This is a genomic window from Paenibacillus mesotrionivorans (genome assembly GCF_046098205.1).
Taxonomy (GTDB): domain Bacteria; phylum Bacillota; class Bacilli; order Paenibacillales; family NBRC-103111; genus Paenibacillus_AR; species Paenibacillus_AR mesotrionivorans.
The window spans coordinates 1-16,831 of the sequence record NZ_JBJURJ010000007.1 but is presented as its reverse complement, the minus strand read 5'-3'; the positions used below and the strand labels follow the sequence as shown (position 1 = coordinate 16,831).

Below are 16,831 nucleotides of genomic sequence, written 5' to 3'. Positions count from 1 at the left end.
AATATATGGGCCTCTACCTCCGGGAGCCTCTATCTCCCCGAGTGTCCACTTTCCGACGGACATTCTATTCAGTTTTGTCCTTCTACAGCGAACATCCCGGCCCCCTAGTCAGTACAAAAAGAGCTTCCCCATGCGGAAAGCTCTTTTTGCGCCTGTACTTCTCTTTTTGGCCAATACTTCTCTTTTTTCATCTGTACTTCTCTTTTTTCGTCTGTACTTCTCTTTGTGCGCCTATACCACTCTTTTTACCAAAAAAAGTGATCCTCTATTTATTGTGCCTGCGGTCCAGCTCAGCCAAAACGTCGTCCAACGGCAGCTTCTGCTCCTGCAGCAGCACCAGCAGATGATAGATCAGGTCGCTTACCTCATACCTGAGCTCCTCCGGACTGCGGTTTTTGGCGGCGATAATCACCTCTCCGGCTTCCTCGCCCACCTTCTTCAGAATCTTGTCCACTCCCTTGTCGAACAGGTACGTGGTATATGCACCCTCTGGCCGCTCCAGCTCGCGCTCCGCAATGGTGGACTCCAGCTTAGCGAGAATGGCGAAGCGGTCCTGGGCATCCACTGCCCCATCCTTCCGCCAGCCCTTGGCCTCTTCGCGCTCCACACCCCGCAGGCTGCTTCCCACATACTCCTCTGTCCCGCGATCCGCTGCCGCAAGGGTTTCTCCGCCACCGGATTTCCCGTTGTCCGCATTCTGTCCAGAGTGGAAGGTCGCGTTATCGGCCCGGCTCCGGCTCTGGGAAGCTTCGCCAGCAGCGCCACCCAGCGGCAGCTCCCGGTAGAAGCAGCTGTTGCTGCCCGTATGGCAGGCCGGTCCCTGCGGAACCACCTTCAGCAGCAGCGTGTCGGCATCACAGTCGTACGCCAAACTCTTCACCTTTTGCACGTTGCCGGAGGTAGCTCCTTTATGCCACAGCTCCTTGCGCGACCGGCTCCAAAACCAGGTATCGCCAGACTCCACCGTCAGCTTGAGCGCCTCCCGGTTCATATAGGCCACCATCAGCACATCCTTGCTGGCCGCATCCTGTACTACCGCCGTCACCAAACCATCCGGCGACCAGCGGATCAGCTCCGCCAGCTCCTCAACCGTTGCCGCCCGCTTTTGCTCCGTTCCGCTGCTGCTCATCGCACCTCTACCCCTTTGTCCCGCAAATCCTGCTTCACTTCATGTATGGTCAGTTCCTTATAGTGAAAAATCGTCGCCGCCAAACCTGCATCCGCTTTGGCCGCCGTGAAGACCTCATAAAAATCCTCTTTTTTGCCGGCGCCTCCGGAGGCAATGACGGGAATGCCTACCGCTTCGGACACCGCCCGGGTCAGCTTCACGTCGAAGCCATCCTTGGTGCCGTCGGCATCCATGCTGGTCAGGAGAATCTCTCCCGCCCCCAGAGTCTCCACCCTCCTGGCCCACTCCAGCGCCTTAATGCCTGTCGGGGTGCGGCCACCGTGGATATAAACCTCCCATTCGCCCCACGTTGGGTTAAACCGGGCATCTATGGCCACCACAATACATTGAGAGCCGAACCGCCGGGCTCCATCCGAGATCAGCTGCGGATTTTTCACTGCCGCCGTGTTAATCCCGGTTTTGTCGGCACCCGCCCGCAGAAGCCGGGTCATATCCTCCACGCTGGAGATGCCGCCGCCTACGGTGAAGGGAATGGTAATCTCCCCCGCAGTCTGGCGGACCACCTCCACCATGGTGGAGCGACCTTCCACAGAAGCGGATATATCCAGAAACACCAGCTCATCGGCGCCTTCCCGATCATAGATAGCCGCCAGCTCCACCGGATCCCCGGCATCCCGCAGATTCACGAAATTTACTCCCTTAACCACCCGCCCGTCCTTCACATCCAGGCAGGGGATAATGCGTTTTGCCAGCATAGCCGTCGCTCCTTTCCTCATGCCGCCTCTTTCTCCGGAACTTCACTCGAAGGAACGCGATACCTGGCGGTTAATCCGCGCGCATCCCGCTCCTGCCAAGCCGTCCCACTGCGGCGTTCCTTACGCCAGCCCCAGACGCCGGTGCGCCTCCGCCAGCTCAATGCTGCCGGTGTACAGCGCCTTGCCGATAATCGCGCCGGCTACTCCCTTGTCCGCATGAGCGGCCAAAGCCTCCAGATCCTCGTACCGGCTCACGCCTCCGGACGCAATCACCGACTGCCCGGATACCTGAGCCAGCCGGACGATGGCCTCCACATTCGGCCCCTGCATCATGCCGTCCCGGGAGATGTCCGTGAAGATAAACGTCTTTGCTCCCAGCTCTGCCAGCTGCACTGCCAGATCCTCCGCCTTCACCTCGGAGGTCTCCAGCCAGCCCCTGGTGGCCACGTAGCCGTTCCGGGCATCGATACCGATGGCTACCTGCTCCCCGAACCGCCGTAACACCTCTTCCACGAACGGACGGTCCTCAATTGCTGCCGTTCCGATAATCACCCGAGAGACGCCCAGCGACAGAAGCCGCTCCACATTCTCCACCGTACGCAGCCCGCCTCCGGTTTGTACCGGAGCCTTCACGCTGCGGGCGATGTCACCGATCAGCTGATGGTTCACCGGCTCTCCCGCCTTGGCTCCGTCCAGGTCCACCAGATGGATCCACTTGCCCCCCTGCTCCGCCCAGGCCAATGCCGCCTTCAGCGGACTATCGTTATAGACTGTCTCCTGATTGTAATCCCCTTGAATCAGGCGGACACACTTGCCGCCGCGGATATCGATTGCCGGATATAAAGTAAACATGACCGCATTTCCTCGCTTTCTGTTATCCCCGGACGGTGAGCTTCAGGAAATTCTCCAGAAGCCGCATGCCCAGCTCTCCGCTTTTTTCCGGGTGGAACTGGGTTCCATACACATTGTCCCGGCCCACTACCGCCGTCACCGGACCGTAATAATCCGTATCCGCCAAGAGGTCCTGCTCACGCTCCGGCAATACCTTGTACGAGTGGACAAAATAGGCATGCCCCTCCGTAACCCCCTCCAACAGCGGTGACGGCTGCTTGAAGCTAAGCCGGTTCCAGCCCATATGGGGCACCTTGAAGTCCCCGACGATCCGTACGACCTTGCCGGGCAAAAGCCCCAGCCCCTCATGCTGTCCGTGCTCCTCGCTGGAGGAGAACAAGAGCTGCATGCCCAAGCAGATGCCCAGCAGAGGCTTGCCGCTTGCCGCATACCGTACCGCCACCTGCCCAAGGCCGGTTTCGTTTAAGAACTGCATGGCATCGCCGAAGGCGCCTACACCCGGAAGAATGGCCCCGTCTGCGGCCAGAATCTCCTCCTCCCGGGACGTCACCAGCGCCTCATACCCAAGACGCTCCACCGCTTTTTGCACACTGTGGAGGTTGCCCATACCATAATCGATAATAGCGATCACGGCTACAGAACCCCCTTCGTGGAGGGCACTCCCTGCACCCGGGGATCGATGGAGGTGGCTTCGTCCAACGCCCGGCCCAAGGCCTTAAACACCGCCTCAATCATATGGTGGGTGTTCTTCCCGTAGTGGACAATTACATGCAGCGTTATCCGCGCCTCCAGCGCCAGCTTCCACAAGAATTCATGCACCATTTCTGTGGAAAAGGTACCGACCATCTGGGACGGATACTCCGCCCGGTATTCGAAGTGGGGCCGGTTGCTGATGTCGATAACCACCTGGGCCAGCGCTTCATCCATGGGAATGAACACGCTGGAGTAACGCTTGATGCCCCGTTTGTCTCCCAACGCCTCACGCAGACATTGCCCCAAACAAATCCCGATATCCTCCACCGTGTGGTGGTCGTCAATATACACGTCACCGTCCGCCTGCACCTTCAGGTTAAACTGGCCGTGTTTGGTGAACAGATCCAGCATATGGTCGAGAAACGGCACCTTCGTCTCAATCACCGAGGTTCCGTTGCCGTCAATGCCGAAGCTGAGCTCAATATCCGTCTCATTGGTTTTGCGGGCCACGAAGGCTGTACGCCCGGCTGTCAGAATCCCGTCTTCGTTTCCTGCGGGATTTCCCGTGAATGCATCTGTCATCCTTGTCCGCCCTCCTTTTCCACCCGAATTTCCACTGCACGGGCGTGTGCCTGAAGCCCCTCAAACCGTGCCAATGCAGAAATCTGCGGTGCATCCCGCAGCAAGGCTTCCTTGCTGTAATAGATCACACTGGATTTCTTCACAAAATCGTCCACCGACAGCGCCGAGGAAAACCGGGCTGTTCCGTTGGTGGGCAGAACGTGGTTCGGTCCGGCAAAATAATCCCCTACCGACTCCGAGCTGTACGGACCCAGGAAAATAGCTCCCGCATTCTCGATTTTACCCAAGTAGCGGAATGGCTCCTCCACAATAACCTCCAGATGCTCCGGGGCCATCCGGTTTACCACCGCAATGCCCTCCTCCAGCGAATTCACTGTGAGGATGGCGCCGTAATCGGCCAGGGATTGGCCGGCAATTTCCCGCCGGGGCAGCAGCGCCAGCTGGCTTTCCAGCTCTGCCGCTACCGCCTGGGCCAATGCTGCCGACGGTGTGACCAGCACGGCTGAGGCCATCTCGTCATGCTCCGCCTGGGACAGCAGGTCCGCCGCCACATAAGCCGGATCGGCGGTATCGTCCGCCAGCACAATAATCTCGCTGGGACCGGCGATGCTGTCAATGTCCACCACGCCGTATACATATCGTTTAGCCAGGGCCACATAGATATTGCCTGGCCCCACAATCTTGTCCACGGCGGGAACCTGCTCCGTGCCGTAAGCTAAGGCTGCTACCGCCTGGGCGCCGCCCACCCGGTAAATCTCCTTCACGCCTGCTTCTGCGGCGGCAACGAGTATATACGGATTGACGCCCTCCACCCCTGCGGTGGCAGGCGGCGTCACAATGGCAATCTCCGGCACTCCGGCCACCAGGGCTGGAATGGCATTCATCAGCACGGAGGACGGATAAGCGGCCTTGCCGCCGGGCACATACAGCCCTACCCGCTTCAAGGGCCGGTACACCTGCCCCAGCATGGTGCCGTCCGGCTGCAGGTCCATCCAGGTTTCCCGCTTCTGCTTCTCGTGGAAAGCGCGGATGCGCACTGCCGCCGCCCGGATGGCCTCCACAAACTCCGGCTCCACCTGGTCGTATGCCCCTTCGATCTCGTCTTCCGTCAGCCGGAAGCTCTCCACCTTCGTCCGGTCGAACTCCTCCGAGTACCGGCGCAGGGCAGCATCCCCTTCCATCCGCACCGCTTCAATAATGGCCTTCGCCGCCTCATTCTGCTCCGGCGAGCCATACTCCACCTCCCGGCTGATGGCAAATTCCGCCGCCGGCATAACCCGCACCACTGCCATATGTGTTTCCTCCCCCTCTGTAATAACTTGGTCCGAGCCACAGGCCGGATAAGTTATGGAAGCCTCGAAATTGGCAAGCCAATTTGAGGGAATCTTTTCATCGCTGTCCTCTATTTCACCTGCACCGTCTCCCGGCCGGTAATAACCTCCTGCAGCCGGTCGCACAGATCCTGAATCCGTTCATTCTTCATCCGGTAGCTGACCCGGTTGGCAATCAGCCGGCTGGTAATGGAGAAAATCTGCTCCATCTCCACCAGCCCGTTCTCCACGATGGTCGCCCCGGTCTCCACCATATCCACAATCCGGTCGGCCAGCCCGATCAGGGGTGCCAGCTCGATGGAGCCGTTCAGCTTAATCACATTCACCTGCTGGCCCCGCTCCCGGAAATATTGGGAGGCCACATTGGGGTATTTGGTAGCTACCTTCAGATTAATGGCAGGCTTCCAGTCCGGCAGCCCGATCACCGACATCCGGCAGCGGGCTATACCCAGGTCCAGGAGCTCATACACATCGCGGTTATCCTCCATCAGCACATCCTTGCCCACAATGCCGATGTCCGCTGCGCCGTATTCCACATAGGTGGCCACATCCACCGGCTTCGCCATTATAAATTCCAACGCCGCATCCGGCACAGTAATAATCAGCTTGCGGGAGTCCTCCAGATCATCCGGCACCGCAAAACCCGCTTCCTGAAACAGCTTGATGGCCGGGCGGTTAATCCTGCCCTTGGGCATGGCAATTTTGAGCAGTTCCTTCGTGTTTTCCTTATGGGAAGCCTGCGTCGTAAGCATCGGCTGTTTTCCTCCTATACATGCATCTATCCGGAGCAACTATGCCCCCGTCCGGGCTTCGTCCCTCCCCGTCCTACACCAGGGCGATCACGTCCCGGTACACACTGCCGTTTACACGGATATAACCGTCCGCATCCTTCTCAAGCGAAGGAGCCTCCGCCACACACCGCGTCTCCACCTGCACCCGGGGAGCGGCCCGCAGCTCAGCGGCCTTCGCCAATCCCTCGCGGCGGCGCTCCTCGCTGTACAGCACCAGAAGCCTGCGGGTCTCCTCCGGCAGCTCACGGACTGCCTCCAGAATTCTTGTCGTCTTCAAGGCAAAGCCTGTAGCCGGCGCCTCCCGTCCGAACTGGCGGAGCAGATTGTCATACCGCCCCCCGCTGACCACGGGAAAGCCCAGATTGGCTGCATATCCTTCGAAGGTCATGCCGGTATAATACGAAAAATCCCCAATCATGGTCAGATCGATCAGCACATGATCACTGACGCCATACGCCTTCAGCACCTCGTATACCCGGCATAAATGGTCCAAGGATTCCCTAGCCAACGGATTCTCGGTAATGCCTGAAGCCTGCTCGCAGATTTCCTCCCCGCCCCGCAGCCTAAGGATCGCCTCCAGCTCCTTCTCAACCGCCGGCGCCAAGCCGAAGCCCTTCAGCTGCTGGCGGTAGCCCACATAGTCCCGGTTCAGGAGGCATTCCTTCAGCGCTTTTTGCTTTTCCTCCCCATCGCACAGGGTTTCATGGAATAGCCCATTCAGGAAGCCCGTATGCCCTAGGGCCATCTTAAAGCTGTCTACACCCGCCGCCTGCAGAGAGGCGATAGCCAACGCAATAACCTCTGCATCCGCCTCAGGAGAAGGATCGCCGACCAGCTCCGCACCCGTCTGGAAAAACTCCGATTCCCGGCCCGCCTCCTCCTCGAAGGCCCGGAATACATTGGCATGGTACGACAGCCGGACAGGAAGGGTCTCCTCCTTCATCAGGGATGCCACCACCCGGGCGATGGGCGCTGTAATATCCGGTCGCAGCACCAGGGTTCTGCCATTCTGGTCCAGCAGCTTAAACATCTTCTTGTCTTCCGTGGAGCTGGCGACACCCACTGTATCGTAGAACTCCAGTGTAGGTGTGATGATCTGGGTGTAGCCCCATTTTTCCATACACTCCAGCACTCTGGATTCAATCCTTCTTAATCTGGCAGCCGCCCCCGGCAGGTAGTCCTTCACGCCGGTCGGCTTTTCAAACCCTTTCGGTTTGGACACCATCCTTCACCTCACGCCGAAAGCCTGCCCTTCTTCCTGCAGCTTCCGATATCTTGTACAAGCACATAAGCCTATTCTATCACATGGCCAAAATCATTCCAGCCTGACCTATACCCAAAACGCTTTAGTGTGTTACCATGCTACCAAAGTAAAGAGTTTAGTCGTAACTATACCACCTCGTTCCGGCTGCGTCAATGCTTTCTGCCCATTTTCCCCTGCTTTACCCTCCCGCCAAAAAAACACAAAAAGCAGGCATTAGCGCCTGCTTCCTCAATAAAGCCAGCTATATCCCTCGGGGCTCTGCAGGATCTGTGTCCTTCCCACACGGCAAACAGTCTGAAGGCTGGCCGCTGCGGCTTCGCTTCTCCGCCTACTGCTCCAACTCCTCCACCGGCTCACCAGGCCGGATCACCTGCAGCGGATTGCCAGCCACAAAGCTGCCCGGGGCCACATTGCGGTGCACCACCGCTCCCGCGGCCACTACTGCACGGTCCCCGATAGTGACACCGGGCAGAATGGTACAGTTGGCCCCGATCATCACATGGTTGCCGATCCGCACATCGCCGAGACGGTACTCGTCGATCAGATACTCATGAGCCAGAATGGTGGTATTGTACCCGATAACACAATTATCCCCCACATAAATCCGCTCCGGAAAAAACACATCCACCATCACCATCAGGGCGAAGGAGGTTTCCTTCCCCACCTTCATCCCCAATATACGGCGGTAGATGGCATTTTTCAGAGGAAGATACGGGCAATACCGGGCCAGCTGGATAAAGATGAAATTCTTCACCGACTTCAAGGGATTGACCGTTTTGTACACCTGCCACAAGGCATTAGGGCCTTCTGTGGGATACCGCTCCAGCTTTCTCAATCCGCTCCCCCGCTTTTGACACTGCAAATCTCCAAGAGCTCCCGCATATCCCGGATCATATAGTCCGGTCCGATTCCCAACAGATAATCCTCGCCCTTGGCCGTCCAAGCCACTCCCGCCGAACGGGTGCCCGCATGTTTGGCCGCAAGAATATCATACTGGCTGTCACCCACCATCAGCGTTTCCTCCGGCTTCACACCCAGCAGGGCTGCCGCCTTGAGAATCCCTTCCCCATGGGGCTTGGGCTCCACCACATCCTCCACCGTCACGATCGCTTCCAGATACGGCGTCAGTCCAAAACGCTCCAATCCCATCAGCGAGGTTCTGCGGATTTTACTGGTGACCACGCCGAGCCGCAGTCCCGCTCCGTGTAATGCCTCCAGCACTTCTTTCACATAGGGAAAGTCCATAATCAGCTCATCATGGCGTTCGATGTTGAATTCCCGGTATTTCGCAATATACCGCTCCACATCCTGCAGCCCCGTATACTCCCGCATCTGGTCCACCAGCGTACGGCCGAAATTACGGATAATATCCTCACGGGTATAAACCCGGGGTGTTTCGCCCTCCAGTGTATGGAGGAAGCTGGCCACAATCAGCTCATTGGTGTTCAATATGGTTCCGTCCAGATCAAACAGAACAGCCTTAAACATGCTTGTCCTCCCGGGCTGTTTTGTCCTCGGCAGGTGCTGGCCGGCCAGAGCTGGCCGGTGCCTGAGCAGCGGGAGCCGCTTCAACGGCCTTGGAGGAAACAATGGGATCCGCGTAATACGGCAGCGCCGTACCATATTTCTTCCGCCGGAAAATGATGTAGCCGATCGCCGCAAGGATAAGCAATACCGCTACCACCTGAGACGTCCGGATGTTGCCGTAGTCCATGCTTCCGGGTTCAAAATACAGCTGCATCGGCGACCACAGGCCGTTCATCAAAGCACGCAGCCAAGCCGGGCCATCAAAGGCAAGGCTGTCGGTGCGCAATCCTTCGATAAAGAAACGCCCTACCGAATAACCGATGAAATAACCGGCGAAGAGCTCACCGGACTTCAGCCAAGGCCTGCGCCGCAGCCAGAACAGAATCAGCAATACCAGCAGATTCCACAAGGATTCATACAGGAAGGTGGGATGATAAAAAATCCCGTCGATGTTCATTTGGTTCACGATAAAATCCGGCAGAAACAGCTTGTCCCGCAGGAAGGATTCGGCAACCGGCCCGCCATGGGCCTCCTGGTTGATGAAGTTCCCCCAGCGACCGATCATCTGGCCTGCAATCAGGGACGGTGCACAAATATCCGCAATCCGGATAAAGGAATATCCCTTCCTCCGGCAATAAATACTGACGGCAATAATCGCCCCGATTAAAGCCCCGTAGATGGCGATGCCGCCCTCCCAGATAGCGAACACATCCATCAGGTTGTTCTTGTAATCATCCCACTTGAAGGCGACGTAATAAATCCGCGCACCAATGATCGCGGAAGGCACACCCAGCAGAATAACATCCATAAAAAAATCGGGGATAATCTTGAAGCGTTTCCCCTCGTAAATGGCCAGATACAGCCCGATCAGAGCCGCCGTACCCAAAATAATGCCGTACCAGTGTACGTCAATCGGCCCTAATGAAAAAGCAATCCGTTTCAGTGCCAAAGGCATGCTTGTGCTCCTTCCCTCCCCCGGCTTCCTGCCGGGAGGTTTCCATCAATTATTCCACATCGTCCAAATCTTCATTGATGGTTTCCGTCAGCTTGTTAGTAAACTGCAATGCCGCATTAAAGCCCATCCGCTTCAAACGGTAGTTCATGGCCGCTACCTCGATAATCACCGCCAGGTTCCGTCCGGGACGGACAGGGATGGTCACCAACGGCACATCCGTTTCGATAATCCGGGTGGTTTCCTCATCCAGACCCAGCCGGTCATACTGCTTGTCCTGCTGCCAGGTTTCCAGCTTAATGACCACATTGATCTTGGTGTTATTACGTACTGCGCCTGCACCAAAAAGTGTCATTACATTAATGATGCCCACGCCGCGGATCTCAAGCAGATGTTTAATCAGCTCCGGCGCATTGCCGATAAGCACATTTTCCGCCGTTTGGCGGATTTCCACCGCATCGTCGGCGATCAGCCGGTGGCCGCGTTTAACCAGCTCCAGGGCCGTTTCACTTTTGCCGATACCGCTGGATCCGGAAATCAGCATGCCGATGCCATACACGTCCACCAATACCCCATGGATGGTTGTGGAGGGCGCCAGCTTATGCTCGAGAAAATCGGTAATTTGTCCGGCCAGCATGGTGGTATTTACATTGCTGCGCATGACGGTAATACCGTTTGCATCGGAAGCTTCCACCAGCTCCAACGGCACATCCAACCCACGGGTGATGACAATACAAGGCGTCTCATCCAGGCAAAGCCGTTTCATTCTGTCCTTGCGCTCCGCTTCGGGCAGCCGTTCAAAAAAAGCCAGCTCCGTCTTGCCGAGGATTTGCACCCGGTCCTCCGGGTGATATTCAAAGTAACCTGCCATTTCAAGGCCGGGACGGCATAAATCGGCAACTTCAATGGTCCGCTTCAGCCCAGGCTCCCCACTTATGATTTCCATCTGGAACTTATTTGCCAATTCGCTGACTTTCACTTTTTTGGGCATGTTCCTCGTTCTCCTTTATATACCAATAGTACCATGGTATAAGAATTGTCCGCATAAATCAACACTGGGGACATGAATCCTCGTATGTTCCGGGCCATACCAAGACAAAAAAATAAAAAGCCGGCTGCATCAGCCGGCTTTTGTCTCTATGTGGGAAAACTTATTTGATCAAGATGGACTCAGTGGAATCCTTGTCGAAGAAGTGAACCTTGTTCATGTCGAATGCCAGCTTCACAGAAGTGCCGTCCTTGATGGCGGAACGTCCGTCAACACGGGCAACTACAGTTTCTGTACCCAGACCGGCCAAGTGAAGGAACATTTCGTGACCGAGGTTTTCGGTTACTTCCACGTTTGCATTCACGATCGTGTTCGGGGAGCCTTCCAGGAAGATCGGCTCATCATGGATGTCTTCGGAACGAAGGCCCATCACTACTTCCTTACCGATGTAACCCTTGTCGCGGAGGGACTTAGCTTTGCCACCCGGAACTTCAACGCGAATGCCGTTAGCCTTGAAGAATACAGCGCCGCCTTCGTCAGTCAGGGTACCATTGATGAAGTTCATGGAAGGAGTTCCGATGAAACCTGCAACGAACATGTTAACCGGGAAATTGTACATTTCGTCCGGAGTAGCAGCTTGTTGGATAACGCCTTGCTCCATAACTACGATCCGGTCGCCCATGGTCAAGGCTTCGGTTTGGTCATGCGTTACGTAGATGAAGGTGGTTTCCAGACGCTTGTGCAGCTTCAGGATTTCTGTACGCATCGCTACACGCAGCTTGGCGTCCAAGTTGGAGAGCGGTTCGTCCATCAGGAACACTTGCGGTTCACGCACGATGGCGCGGCCCAGAGCAACACGTTGACGTTGACCACCGGACAAAGCCTTAGGCTTACGGTCCAGCAGGTGCTCGATGTCGAGGATTTTGGCAGCTTGACGAACGCGTGCGTCAATGTCGGCTTTCTTGAACTTACGCAGCTTCAAGCCGAATGCCATGTTTTGGTATACGTTCATGTGCGGGTACAGAGCGTAGGATTGGAACACCATTGCGATGTCGCGGTCCTTAGGAGCTACGTCATTCACCAGACGGTCACCGATGTACAGTTCGCCGGAAGTGATTTCTTCCAGGCCGGCAATCATACGAAGGGTGGTGGACTTACCGCAGCCGGAGCCGCCAACCAGTACTACGAATTCTTTATCTTTAATATCCAGATGGAAGTCTTTAACGGTCGGTTCGGTGTTTCCCGGATAAGTTTTTACGATATGGTGTAAGCGCACGCCTGCCATATTTAATTCCTCCCACATGATCATTTCTTGTCGTTCTTGATAGTCTTATCTTACCCTATCCCGGGTCTTGTGACTATGCACAAACCTTACAAAAAAACTACTTCCTTTTCGTCACTTTGTACAATAAAAGCGCTGTCTTTACCAAGACCGCATCGTTGAAGGTCCTGACGTCCTTGCCGGTCTCCTGCTTAAACTTGTCCAGCCTGTACAGAAGGGTGTTGCGGTGAATATACAGCCGCTTGGCCGTTTCGCTGACATTGCAGTCCAGCGCGAAGAAATTCTCCAGGGTGGACAGCATCTCCTGATCCAGCACATGGTCGATGCCGCGGAGAATATGGTCGACAAACTGCAGTCTGTCCTGATCAGGAACGGCGTACAGCAGCCTCTCCATATGCATGGTCCAAGGCAAATGCAGATTGCTTCCTACATGGTACATTTTGCCCAGACGGATGGCCTCCCGCATCTCCTGGACCGAGGACAGCAATGACGCGGCAGGGGTTTTCGGATAATTGGTGGTGACATGGCACTCGCCAACCCACTCATTGGACAGCATCTCGTACAGGGCGCTACAGAGGGAAAACAAAGCCTCTTCCTGGGTTTCCTCCACGTCGAGCTCCCGGTCCTCATCCTGGCTTGCAGTCAAGAGCCCCTCCGAGCCAAGAATCAGCCACTCTTTTTCCATCAAGGGGATCAGCAGGATCTCCTCATCAAAAAAGGACTCCAAAAGACGCTTCAGCTCCACATAGGATACCTTGCGCATACCGGTATAATCCCCATTCAGCAGGAATGGGATCCGCGGGGTATAAAGGGACAGCTGCGTAGCCAGCGGCTCCGGCATATCGGCACGGAAGTCTCCGGATTCCAGCCGCTCCAACATCCATTCCCGCACCAGCAAGGCTTTGCGCTCGTCCTCATTGGCAGGCTGCACCGGCTCATCGTGCTTGACGGGGGTTTTTCCTCCCCATGCCTCCAGCAGCATCTCCACCAGCCTCAGCTCAGAGGGAGTAACAAGCGCCTCTTCCAGCTCCAGCACATCTACCTGCTCCGGATCGGGGGCCCCCAGAGCCACATAGACCTTCCCGTTTTTACCTGCCTTCCGTATCAGACCTTCCTGTGTCTGCCGCCGTCCCGCCAGCCGGTCCCAATCGTCTGCGGACATAACCTCCCTTTTCAAGGGGATTTGGAGAATCTCCTTCAGCTCTTCCACAATATGATCCCAGTCCATAACCACTGCTCCTATGCCGCCTAATTGAAATCTGCGGGGTATCTCTTTCTATTGTAACATATGAGGCTTGCCTTCACAGCATGTCCCAAAACACTGCCCCTTCCCCAAAAAAGAAATCCCCCGAGGCAGTGGCCCAGGGGGATCATGGGGATATTCTTATTTGAGCAGCCGGCGGGCCGTTACATAATGGTCGTTCCACCAGCCCTTTTCTATCGTAGAGTATTTTACGCCGCCGTCGCCGTAGGTATGGATCATGTTTCCGTCACCCACATAGATCCCGACATGCCCTATTTTCCCGTTGGAGTCCTTGGTTGTAAAAAACACCAAATCCCCCACCTGCAGATTTGCCCGGCTGACGTAGGATCCCTCCAAAGCCTGGTTGCGGGATACCCGGGGAAGCGTAATGCCATTCTGGGCAAAAACAGTTTTGACAAAGGAGGAGCAATCGAAGGTGGCTGTCTGGCCGTATTTGGCGCCGAATACATAAGGAGTTCCCAAATACTTGCGGGCATCAAGAATCAGCTTCACCTTCAGCTGGTCTTCCTTGGAGAGTACGCGTCTGGCTCCAATAAATTGGTCGGCGTAAGCACTCATCTTGCGGATAACCACCTCATCCTCCGACTTGGAGGACATGGCAAATTCATTGTTGCCCATATAAATGCCGTTAAAGGAGATATAGCCGTTGCTTCCGAAGAAGACAATATCCCCAGGCTGCACATTGCCGGACTCCTTTACGAAGGGCTTGTCCATTTTGTATTGGGCGTTCATGTATCGGGGAATCTCATAATCAAGCGTCTGGTAAATGTAATACACCAGGCCGGATGCATCAAAGCCCTTCGAGGGGGTCGCTTGGCCCTTGGCAAAATCCTGTCCTGCCATCTCACGAGCGATGGATACCGCATCCATGTCTGCCGCTGCTCCATGGGCCGTGCCTGCGCCACCGCCGGCATAAATCGCTGCTGCCGTCAATGTAACTGCCACAACCTGCTTTACTTTACGAGTAAACAAGAATTGATCCCTCCAAGGCTGCCTAGGCCGTGTCTGAAAACTCGTTGAGGGCATCCTTCAAATCTGCTCCCCTGGGAGTTTTCAGAACACGCCCTAAGATTGTGTGAATTGTGTAGAATCTCCCGATTTGGCAAAACCATGATCGGTTATACTAAGGTTACCATGGTAAAGACGCCTTCTCCCATACAAAAATACTGGTACAAGAGCCACCAAAAACATACCGGTGCCAATTGATGCCTGGTCTGGCAACGATTCCACACACAACAATCATAAGGATGGCTTATCAGCAGCCATTCTATTACAAAATAAAAAGAATTTACTTGAGGAAAAATAAGACTACAATAGATAGATAAAGCAGAGGTTTGCCAAAAGATTGATTGGAGGAGGATCAGACATGGCTATTGTGGAGGTTACCATTGTTCCGCTGGGCACAGGAAGCCCAAGCGTCAGCCATTACGTGGCGGAGGTACATAAGGTGCTGGAGCAGGCGGAGGAGGCGGTGAAGTTTCAGCTGACGCCGATGAGCACCATTATAGAAGGAGAGCTGGACCAGCTTTTGGCCGTTGTCCGGCGTATGCATGAGGTTCCGTTTCTGAAGGGGGCGGCCCGGGTGAGTACGACGATAAAGATTGACGACCGAAGGGACAAAGCCGCCACGATGGAGTCCAAACTTCAATCCGTCAGGGACAAGCTAGAGTAGAGGACTACGCTTCTTTATCCTCTTTTTATGTAGGGGGCAGCATGCTCCTTTAACCAGCACGCGACGCCATCCTCGCTGTTGGCTCCGATAATCCCGGTTGCAGCCGCTTTGAGCGTCTCCACTGCGTTGGACACAGCATAACACTCATCCGCTACCGCAAACATCGGAAGATCGTTCAAGCCGTCGCCGAAGCAAACGACCCGGGTACATTCCAGCTTTTCCTTCAGCTTCAGAATAGCGTTTGCTTTGGTGGCCGGCTTGGGCATAATTTCACACCAATATTCAGTCCGGTAGAGCTCCTGTTGGAGGATACATTGGTAATGGGGATGATCCCGGAGGGCTTCATATACGGGCAGCAGGGTATCCCGTTCCCCCATGCAAATAAAGTAAAACACGTCCCCCGCATAAAGCCCCTCTGGTGAAGACAAGGGCTGAAACCGCTTGTCCCCTGGACGCTGCCTGAAGTAATACCGCATGCCTTCATTTTCTTCGCCTGTTAACCAGCAGACCCTCTCCACACCCTCCTGTTGGCTGTATACCAAAGGAAAGAGCTGATGCCGGGCCAGAAGGCGGGCTACCTCCATTTTTTCCTCCTGCTGAAAATAAGCCGAGAACAATGGAACGCCTGTAGCCGGATCCATAATAAATGCACCGTTGTTTACAATAACGGGCAGACGGGTCCTAAGTCCAGCGGTAACGGCTTGTGCGGAGGCAAAGGAGCGGGCAGTTGCATATGTAAAATGGATGTGGTTGTCTATCAAGTCTTGAATCACCCCTGCGCTGAAGGGGCTGATTTCATGATTCCGGGTAAGCAGAGTACCGTCAAGATCGGATACATACAAAGTTGTCACTTTCCAGTCCTCCTCATACAAAAAAACCGCTGCCCCTTGGTAGGAAGCTGCGGTTGGTTAGTTATACATATGGTGGAGGGCGATGGATTTGAACCACCGAACCCGAAGGAAGAGATTTACAGTCTCCCGCGTTTGGCCACTTCGCTAGCCCTCCATGGGCGATAGACCACGTAGAAATAAAAAAATGGTGGCTCGGGACGGAATCGAACCGCCGACACGAGGATTTTCAGTCCTCTGCTCTACCGACTGAGCTACCGAGCCACATGGACAAAAAATATAAATGGCGGAGCCGACGAGATTCGAACTCGCGGTCTCCTGCGTGACAGGCAGGCATGTTAGGCCTCTACACCACGGCTCCGCGTAAAGTGAAATGGTGGGCGCTGAGGGGATCGAACCCCCGACCCTCTGCTTGTAAGGCAGATGCTCTCCCGGCTGAGCTAAGCGCCCGGGTAAATATGGTAGCGGCGAAGGGAATCGAACCCCCGACCTTTCGGGTATGAACCGAACGCTCTAGCCAGCTGAGCTACACCGCCATATTCAATCAAAAAAAGAGGTAATACGGAGAGAGAGGGATTCGAACCCTCGCACCGCTAACGCAGTCTAACCCCTTAGCAGAGGGTCCCCTTACAGCCACTTGGGTATCTCTCCATAGCTTACATATTCAGAGCTTGCGCCCTGAAAACCGGATGCGAAACGAGGTCACCGAAACCTCTCCTTGAATCATATATCTTACCGCCCTTGTGAAGTTCCCGGTTTCCCGGAGTCCCCGCAAAGTACCTGCGTACTCTACGAAGCCTTTGCTTCACTTTGTGGGGCATTTTGGTTAAGCCCTCGACCGATTAGTATTCGTCAGCTCCATGTGTTGCCACACTTCCACCCCGAACCTATCTACCTCGTC

The 16,831-nt window shown here is 55.4% G+C and carries 17 protein-coding genes and 6 tRNA genes; 1 reads left to right on the top strand and 22 read right to left on the bottom strand.

Annotated elements, in window-relative coordinates; all coding sequences use genetic code 11:
- Positions 1 to 265 precede the first annotated feature (265 nt).
- The 15 genes from hisI to ACI1P1_RS11680 form a co-directional block, all read right to left on the bottom strand.
- Positions 266 to 1,129, bottom strand: coding sequence for a phosphoribosyl-AMP cyclohydrolase (gene hisI, locus ACI1P1_RS11750; RefSeq protein WP_416216581.1), 864 nt, complete (start codon positions 1,127 to 1,129; stop codon positions 266 to 268).
- Positions 1,126 to 1,884 (bottom strand): imidazole glycerol phosphate synthase subunit HisF, encoded by a 759-nt coding sequence (hisF, locus tag ACI1P1_RS11745; protein WP_416216580.1) that lies wholly within the window; start codon positions 1,882 to 1,884, stop codon positions 1,126 to 1,128. The genes hisI and hisF overlap by 4 nt, the downstream gene beginning before the upstream one ends.
- 120 nt (positions 1,885 to 2,004) lie before the next feature.
- Positions 2,005 to 2,736 carry a 1-(5-phosphoribosyl)-5-[(5-phosphoribosylamino)methylideneamino]imidazole-4-carboxamide isomerase gene (hisA, locus tag ACI1P1_RS11740; protein ID WP_416216579.1) on the bottom strand — a complete coding sequence of 244 codons (732 nt, stop codon included), beginning with the start codon at positions 2,734 to 2,736 and terminating at the stop codon, positions 2,005 to 2,007.
- Positions 2,737 to 2,758: 22 nt separating this feature from the next.
- Positions 2,759 to 3,367 carry an imidazole glycerol phosphate synthase subunit HisH gene (hisH, locus tag ACI1P1_RS11735; RefSeq protein WP_416216578.1) on the bottom strand — a complete coding sequence of 203 codons (609 nt, stop codon included), beginning with the start codon at positions 3,365 to 3,367 and terminating at the stop codon, positions 2,759 to 2,761.
- A 2-nt stretch (positions 3,368 to 3,369) separates the two neighbouring features.
- A complete protein-coding gene (hisB, locus tag ACI1P1_RS11730) occupies positions 3,370 to 4,011 on the bottom strand; it encodes an imidazoleglycerol-phosphate dehydratase HisB (protein WP_416216576.1) in 642 nt (213 codons plus the stop codon).
- The gene (hisD, locus tag ACI1P1_RS11725; RefSeq protein ID WP_416216847.1) at positions 4,008 to 5,294 is read right to left on the bottom strand and encodes a histidinol dehydrogenase; all 1,287 of its coding nucleotides are present in this window, start codon (positions 5,292 to 5,294) and stop codon (positions 4,008 to 4,010) included. The genes hisB and hisD overlap by 4 nt, the downstream gene beginning before the upstream one ends.
- 119 nt (positions 5,295 to 5,413) lie before the next feature.
- Positions 5,414 to 6,094: an ATP phosphoribosyltransferase gene (hisG, locus tag ACI1P1_RS11720; RefSeq protein WP_416216575.1), complete on the bottom strand. Its 681-nt coding sequence runs from the start codon at positions 6,092 to 6,094 to the stop codon at positions 5,414 to 5,416.
- A 73-nt stretch (positions 6,095 to 6,167) separates the two neighbouring features.
- On the bottom strand, positions 6,168 to 7,355 hold the full coding sequence (locus ACI1P1_RS11715; RefSeq protein ID WP_416216846.1) for an ATP phosphoribosyltransferase regulatory subunit: 1,188 nt from the start codon (positions 7,353 to 7,355) through the stop codon (positions 6,168 to 6,170).
- Positions 7,356 to 7,725: 370 nt separating this feature from the next.
- Positions 7,726 to 8,232 carry an acyltransferase gene (locus tag ACI1P1_RS11710; RefSeq protein ID WP_416216574.1) on the bottom strand — a complete coding sequence of 169 codons (507 nt, stop codon included), beginning with the start codon at positions 8,230 to 8,232 and terminating at the stop codon, positions 7,726 to 7,728.
- On the bottom strand, positions 8,229 to 8,885 hold the full coding sequence (gene ppaX / locus ACI1P1_RS11705; protein WP_416216573.1) for a pyrophosphatase PpaX: 657 nt from the start codon (positions 8,883 to 8,885) through the stop codon (positions 8,229 to 8,231). Before ppaX ends, ACI1P1_RS11710 begins: the two co-directional genes overlap by 4 nt.
- Positions 8,878 to 9,879 (bottom strand): prolipoprotein diacylglyceryl transferase, encoded by a 1,002-nt coding sequence (gene lgt / locus ACI1P1_RS11700; RefSeq protein WP_416216572.1) that lies wholly within the window; start codon positions 9,877 to 9,879, stop codon positions 8,878 to 8,880. Before lgt ends, ppaX begins: the two co-directional genes overlap by 8 nt.
- A 49-nt stretch (positions 9,880 to 9,928) precedes the next feature.
- Positions 9,929 to 10,867 carry an HPr(Ser) kinase/phosphatase gene (gene hprK, locus ACI1P1_RS11695; RefSeq protein WP_416216571.1) on the bottom strand — a complete coding sequence of 313 codons (939 nt, stop codon included), beginning with the start codon at positions 10,865 to 10,867 and terminating at the stop codon, positions 9,929 to 9,931.
- Between the two features lie 160 nt (positions 10,868 to 11,027).
- Positions 11,028 to 12,149, bottom strand: coding sequence for an ABC transporter ATP-binding protein (locus tag ACI1P1_RS11690; RefSeq protein WP_416216570.1), 1,122 nt, complete (start codon positions 12,147 to 12,149; stop codon positions 11,028 to 11,030).
- Positions 12,150 to 12,246: 97 nt separating this feature from the next.
- Positions 12,247 to 13,374, bottom strand: a complete 1,128-nt coding sequence (locus ACI1P1_RS11685; protein WP_416216569.1) for a PucR family transcriptional regulator — start codon at positions 13,372 to 13,374, stop codon at positions 12,247 to 12,249.
- A 156-nt stretch (positions 13,375 to 13,530) separates the two neighbouring features.
- Positions 13,531 to 14,382, bottom strand: a complete 852-nt coding sequence (locus ACI1P1_RS11680) for a C40 family peptidase (RefSeq protein WP_416216568.1) — start codon at positions 14,380 to 14,382, stop codon at positions 13,531 to 13,533.
- 394 nt (positions 14,383 to 14,776) lie between these two features.
- On the opposite strand from ACI1P1_RS11680, the gene ACI1P1_RS11675 reads away from it, so the two are divergent.
- On the top strand, positions 14,777 to 15,082 hold the full coding sequence (locus ACI1P1_RS11675; protein WP_416216567.1) for an MTH1187 family thiamine-binding protein: 306 nt from the start codon (positions 14,777 to 14,779) through the stop codon (positions 15,080 to 15,082).
- 14 nt (positions 15,083 to 15,096) lie between these two features.
- Here ACI1P1_RS11675 and ACI1P1_RS11670 read toward each other — a convergent pair whose 3' ends face one another.
- The 7 genes from ACI1P1_RS11670 to ACI1P1_RS11640 form a co-directional block, all read right to left on the bottom strand.
- Entirely contained in the window at positions 15,097 to 15,933 is an 837-nt protein-coding gene (locus ACI1P1_RS11670) for an HAD-IIB family hydrolase (protein ID WP_416216566.1), read from the bottom strand.
- Between the two features lie 70 nt (positions 15,934 to 16,003).
- Positions 16,004 to 16,087 (bottom strand) — tRNA-Tyr (locus ACI1P1_RS11665).
- Between the two features lie 31 nt (positions 16,088 to 16,118).
- A tRNA-Phe gene (locus ACI1P1_RS11660) sits at positions 16,119 to 16,194 on the bottom strand.
- 20 nt (positions 16,195 to 16,214) lie between these two features.
- A tRNA-Asp gene (locus ACI1P1_RS11655) sits at positions 16,215 to 16,291 on the bottom strand.
- 13 nt (positions 16,292 to 16,304) lie between these two features.
- A tRNA-Val gene (locus ACI1P1_RS11650) sits at positions 16,305 to 16,380 on the bottom strand.
- Between the two features lie 9 nt (positions 16,381 to 16,389).
- Positions 16,390 to 16,466 (bottom strand) — tRNA-Met (locus ACI1P1_RS11645).
- 26 nt (positions 16,467 to 16,492) lie between these two features.
- Positions 16,493 to 16,581 (bottom strand) — tRNA-Ser (locus tag ACI1P1_RS11640).
- Positions 16,582 to 16,831: the final 250 nt, after the last annotated feature.

What these genes read in the sequence shown, in the direction of transcription:
- hisF (WP_416216580.1), bottom strand. Translation starts at nt 1,884, where the DNA reads ATGCTGGCAAAACGCATTATCCCCTGCCTGGATGTGAAGGACGGGCGG.
- hisA (WP_416216579.1), bottom strand. Translation starts at nt 2,736, where the DNA reads ATGTTTACTTTATATCCGGCAATCGATATCCGCGGCGGCAAGTGTGTC.
- ACI1P1_RS11675 (WP_416216567.1), top strand. Translation starts at nt 14,777, where the DNA reads ATGGCTATTGTGGAGGTTACCATTGTTCCGCTGGGCACAGGAAGCCCA.
- hisB (WP_416216576.1), bottom strand. Translation starts at nt 4,011, where the DNA reads ATGACAGATGCATTCACGGGAAATCCCGCAGGAAACGAAGACGGGATT.
- hprK (WP_416216571.1), bottom strand. Translation starts at nt 10,867, where the DNA reads ATGCCCAAAAAAGTGAAAGTCAGCGAATTGGCAAATAAGTTCCAGATG.
- lgt (WP_416216572.1), bottom strand. Translation starts at nt 9,879, where the DNA reads ATGCCTTTGGCACTGAAACGGATTGCTTTTTCATTAGGGCCGATTGAC.
- ACI1P1_RS11690 (WP_416216570.1), bottom strand. Translation starts at nt 12,149, where the DNA reads ATGGCAGGCGTGCGCTTACACCATATCGTAAAAACTTATCCGGGAAAC.
- hisG (WP_416216575.1), bottom strand. Translation starts at nt 6,094, where the DNA reads ATGCTTACGACGCAGGCTTCCCATAAGGAAAACACGAAGGAACTGCTC.
- ACI1P1_RS11685 (WP_416216569.1), bottom strand. Translation starts at nt 13,374, where the DNA reads ATGGACTGGGATCATATTGTGGAAGAGCTGAAGGAGATTCTCCAAATC.
- ppaX (WP_416216573.1), bottom strand. Translation starts at nt 8,885, where the DNA reads ATGTTTAAGGCTGTTCTGTTTGATCTGGACGGAACCATATTGAACACC.
- hisI (WP_416216581.1), bottom strand. Translation starts at nt 1,129, where the DNA reads ATGAGCAGCAGCGGAACGGAGCAAAAGCGGGCGGCAACGGTTGAGGAG.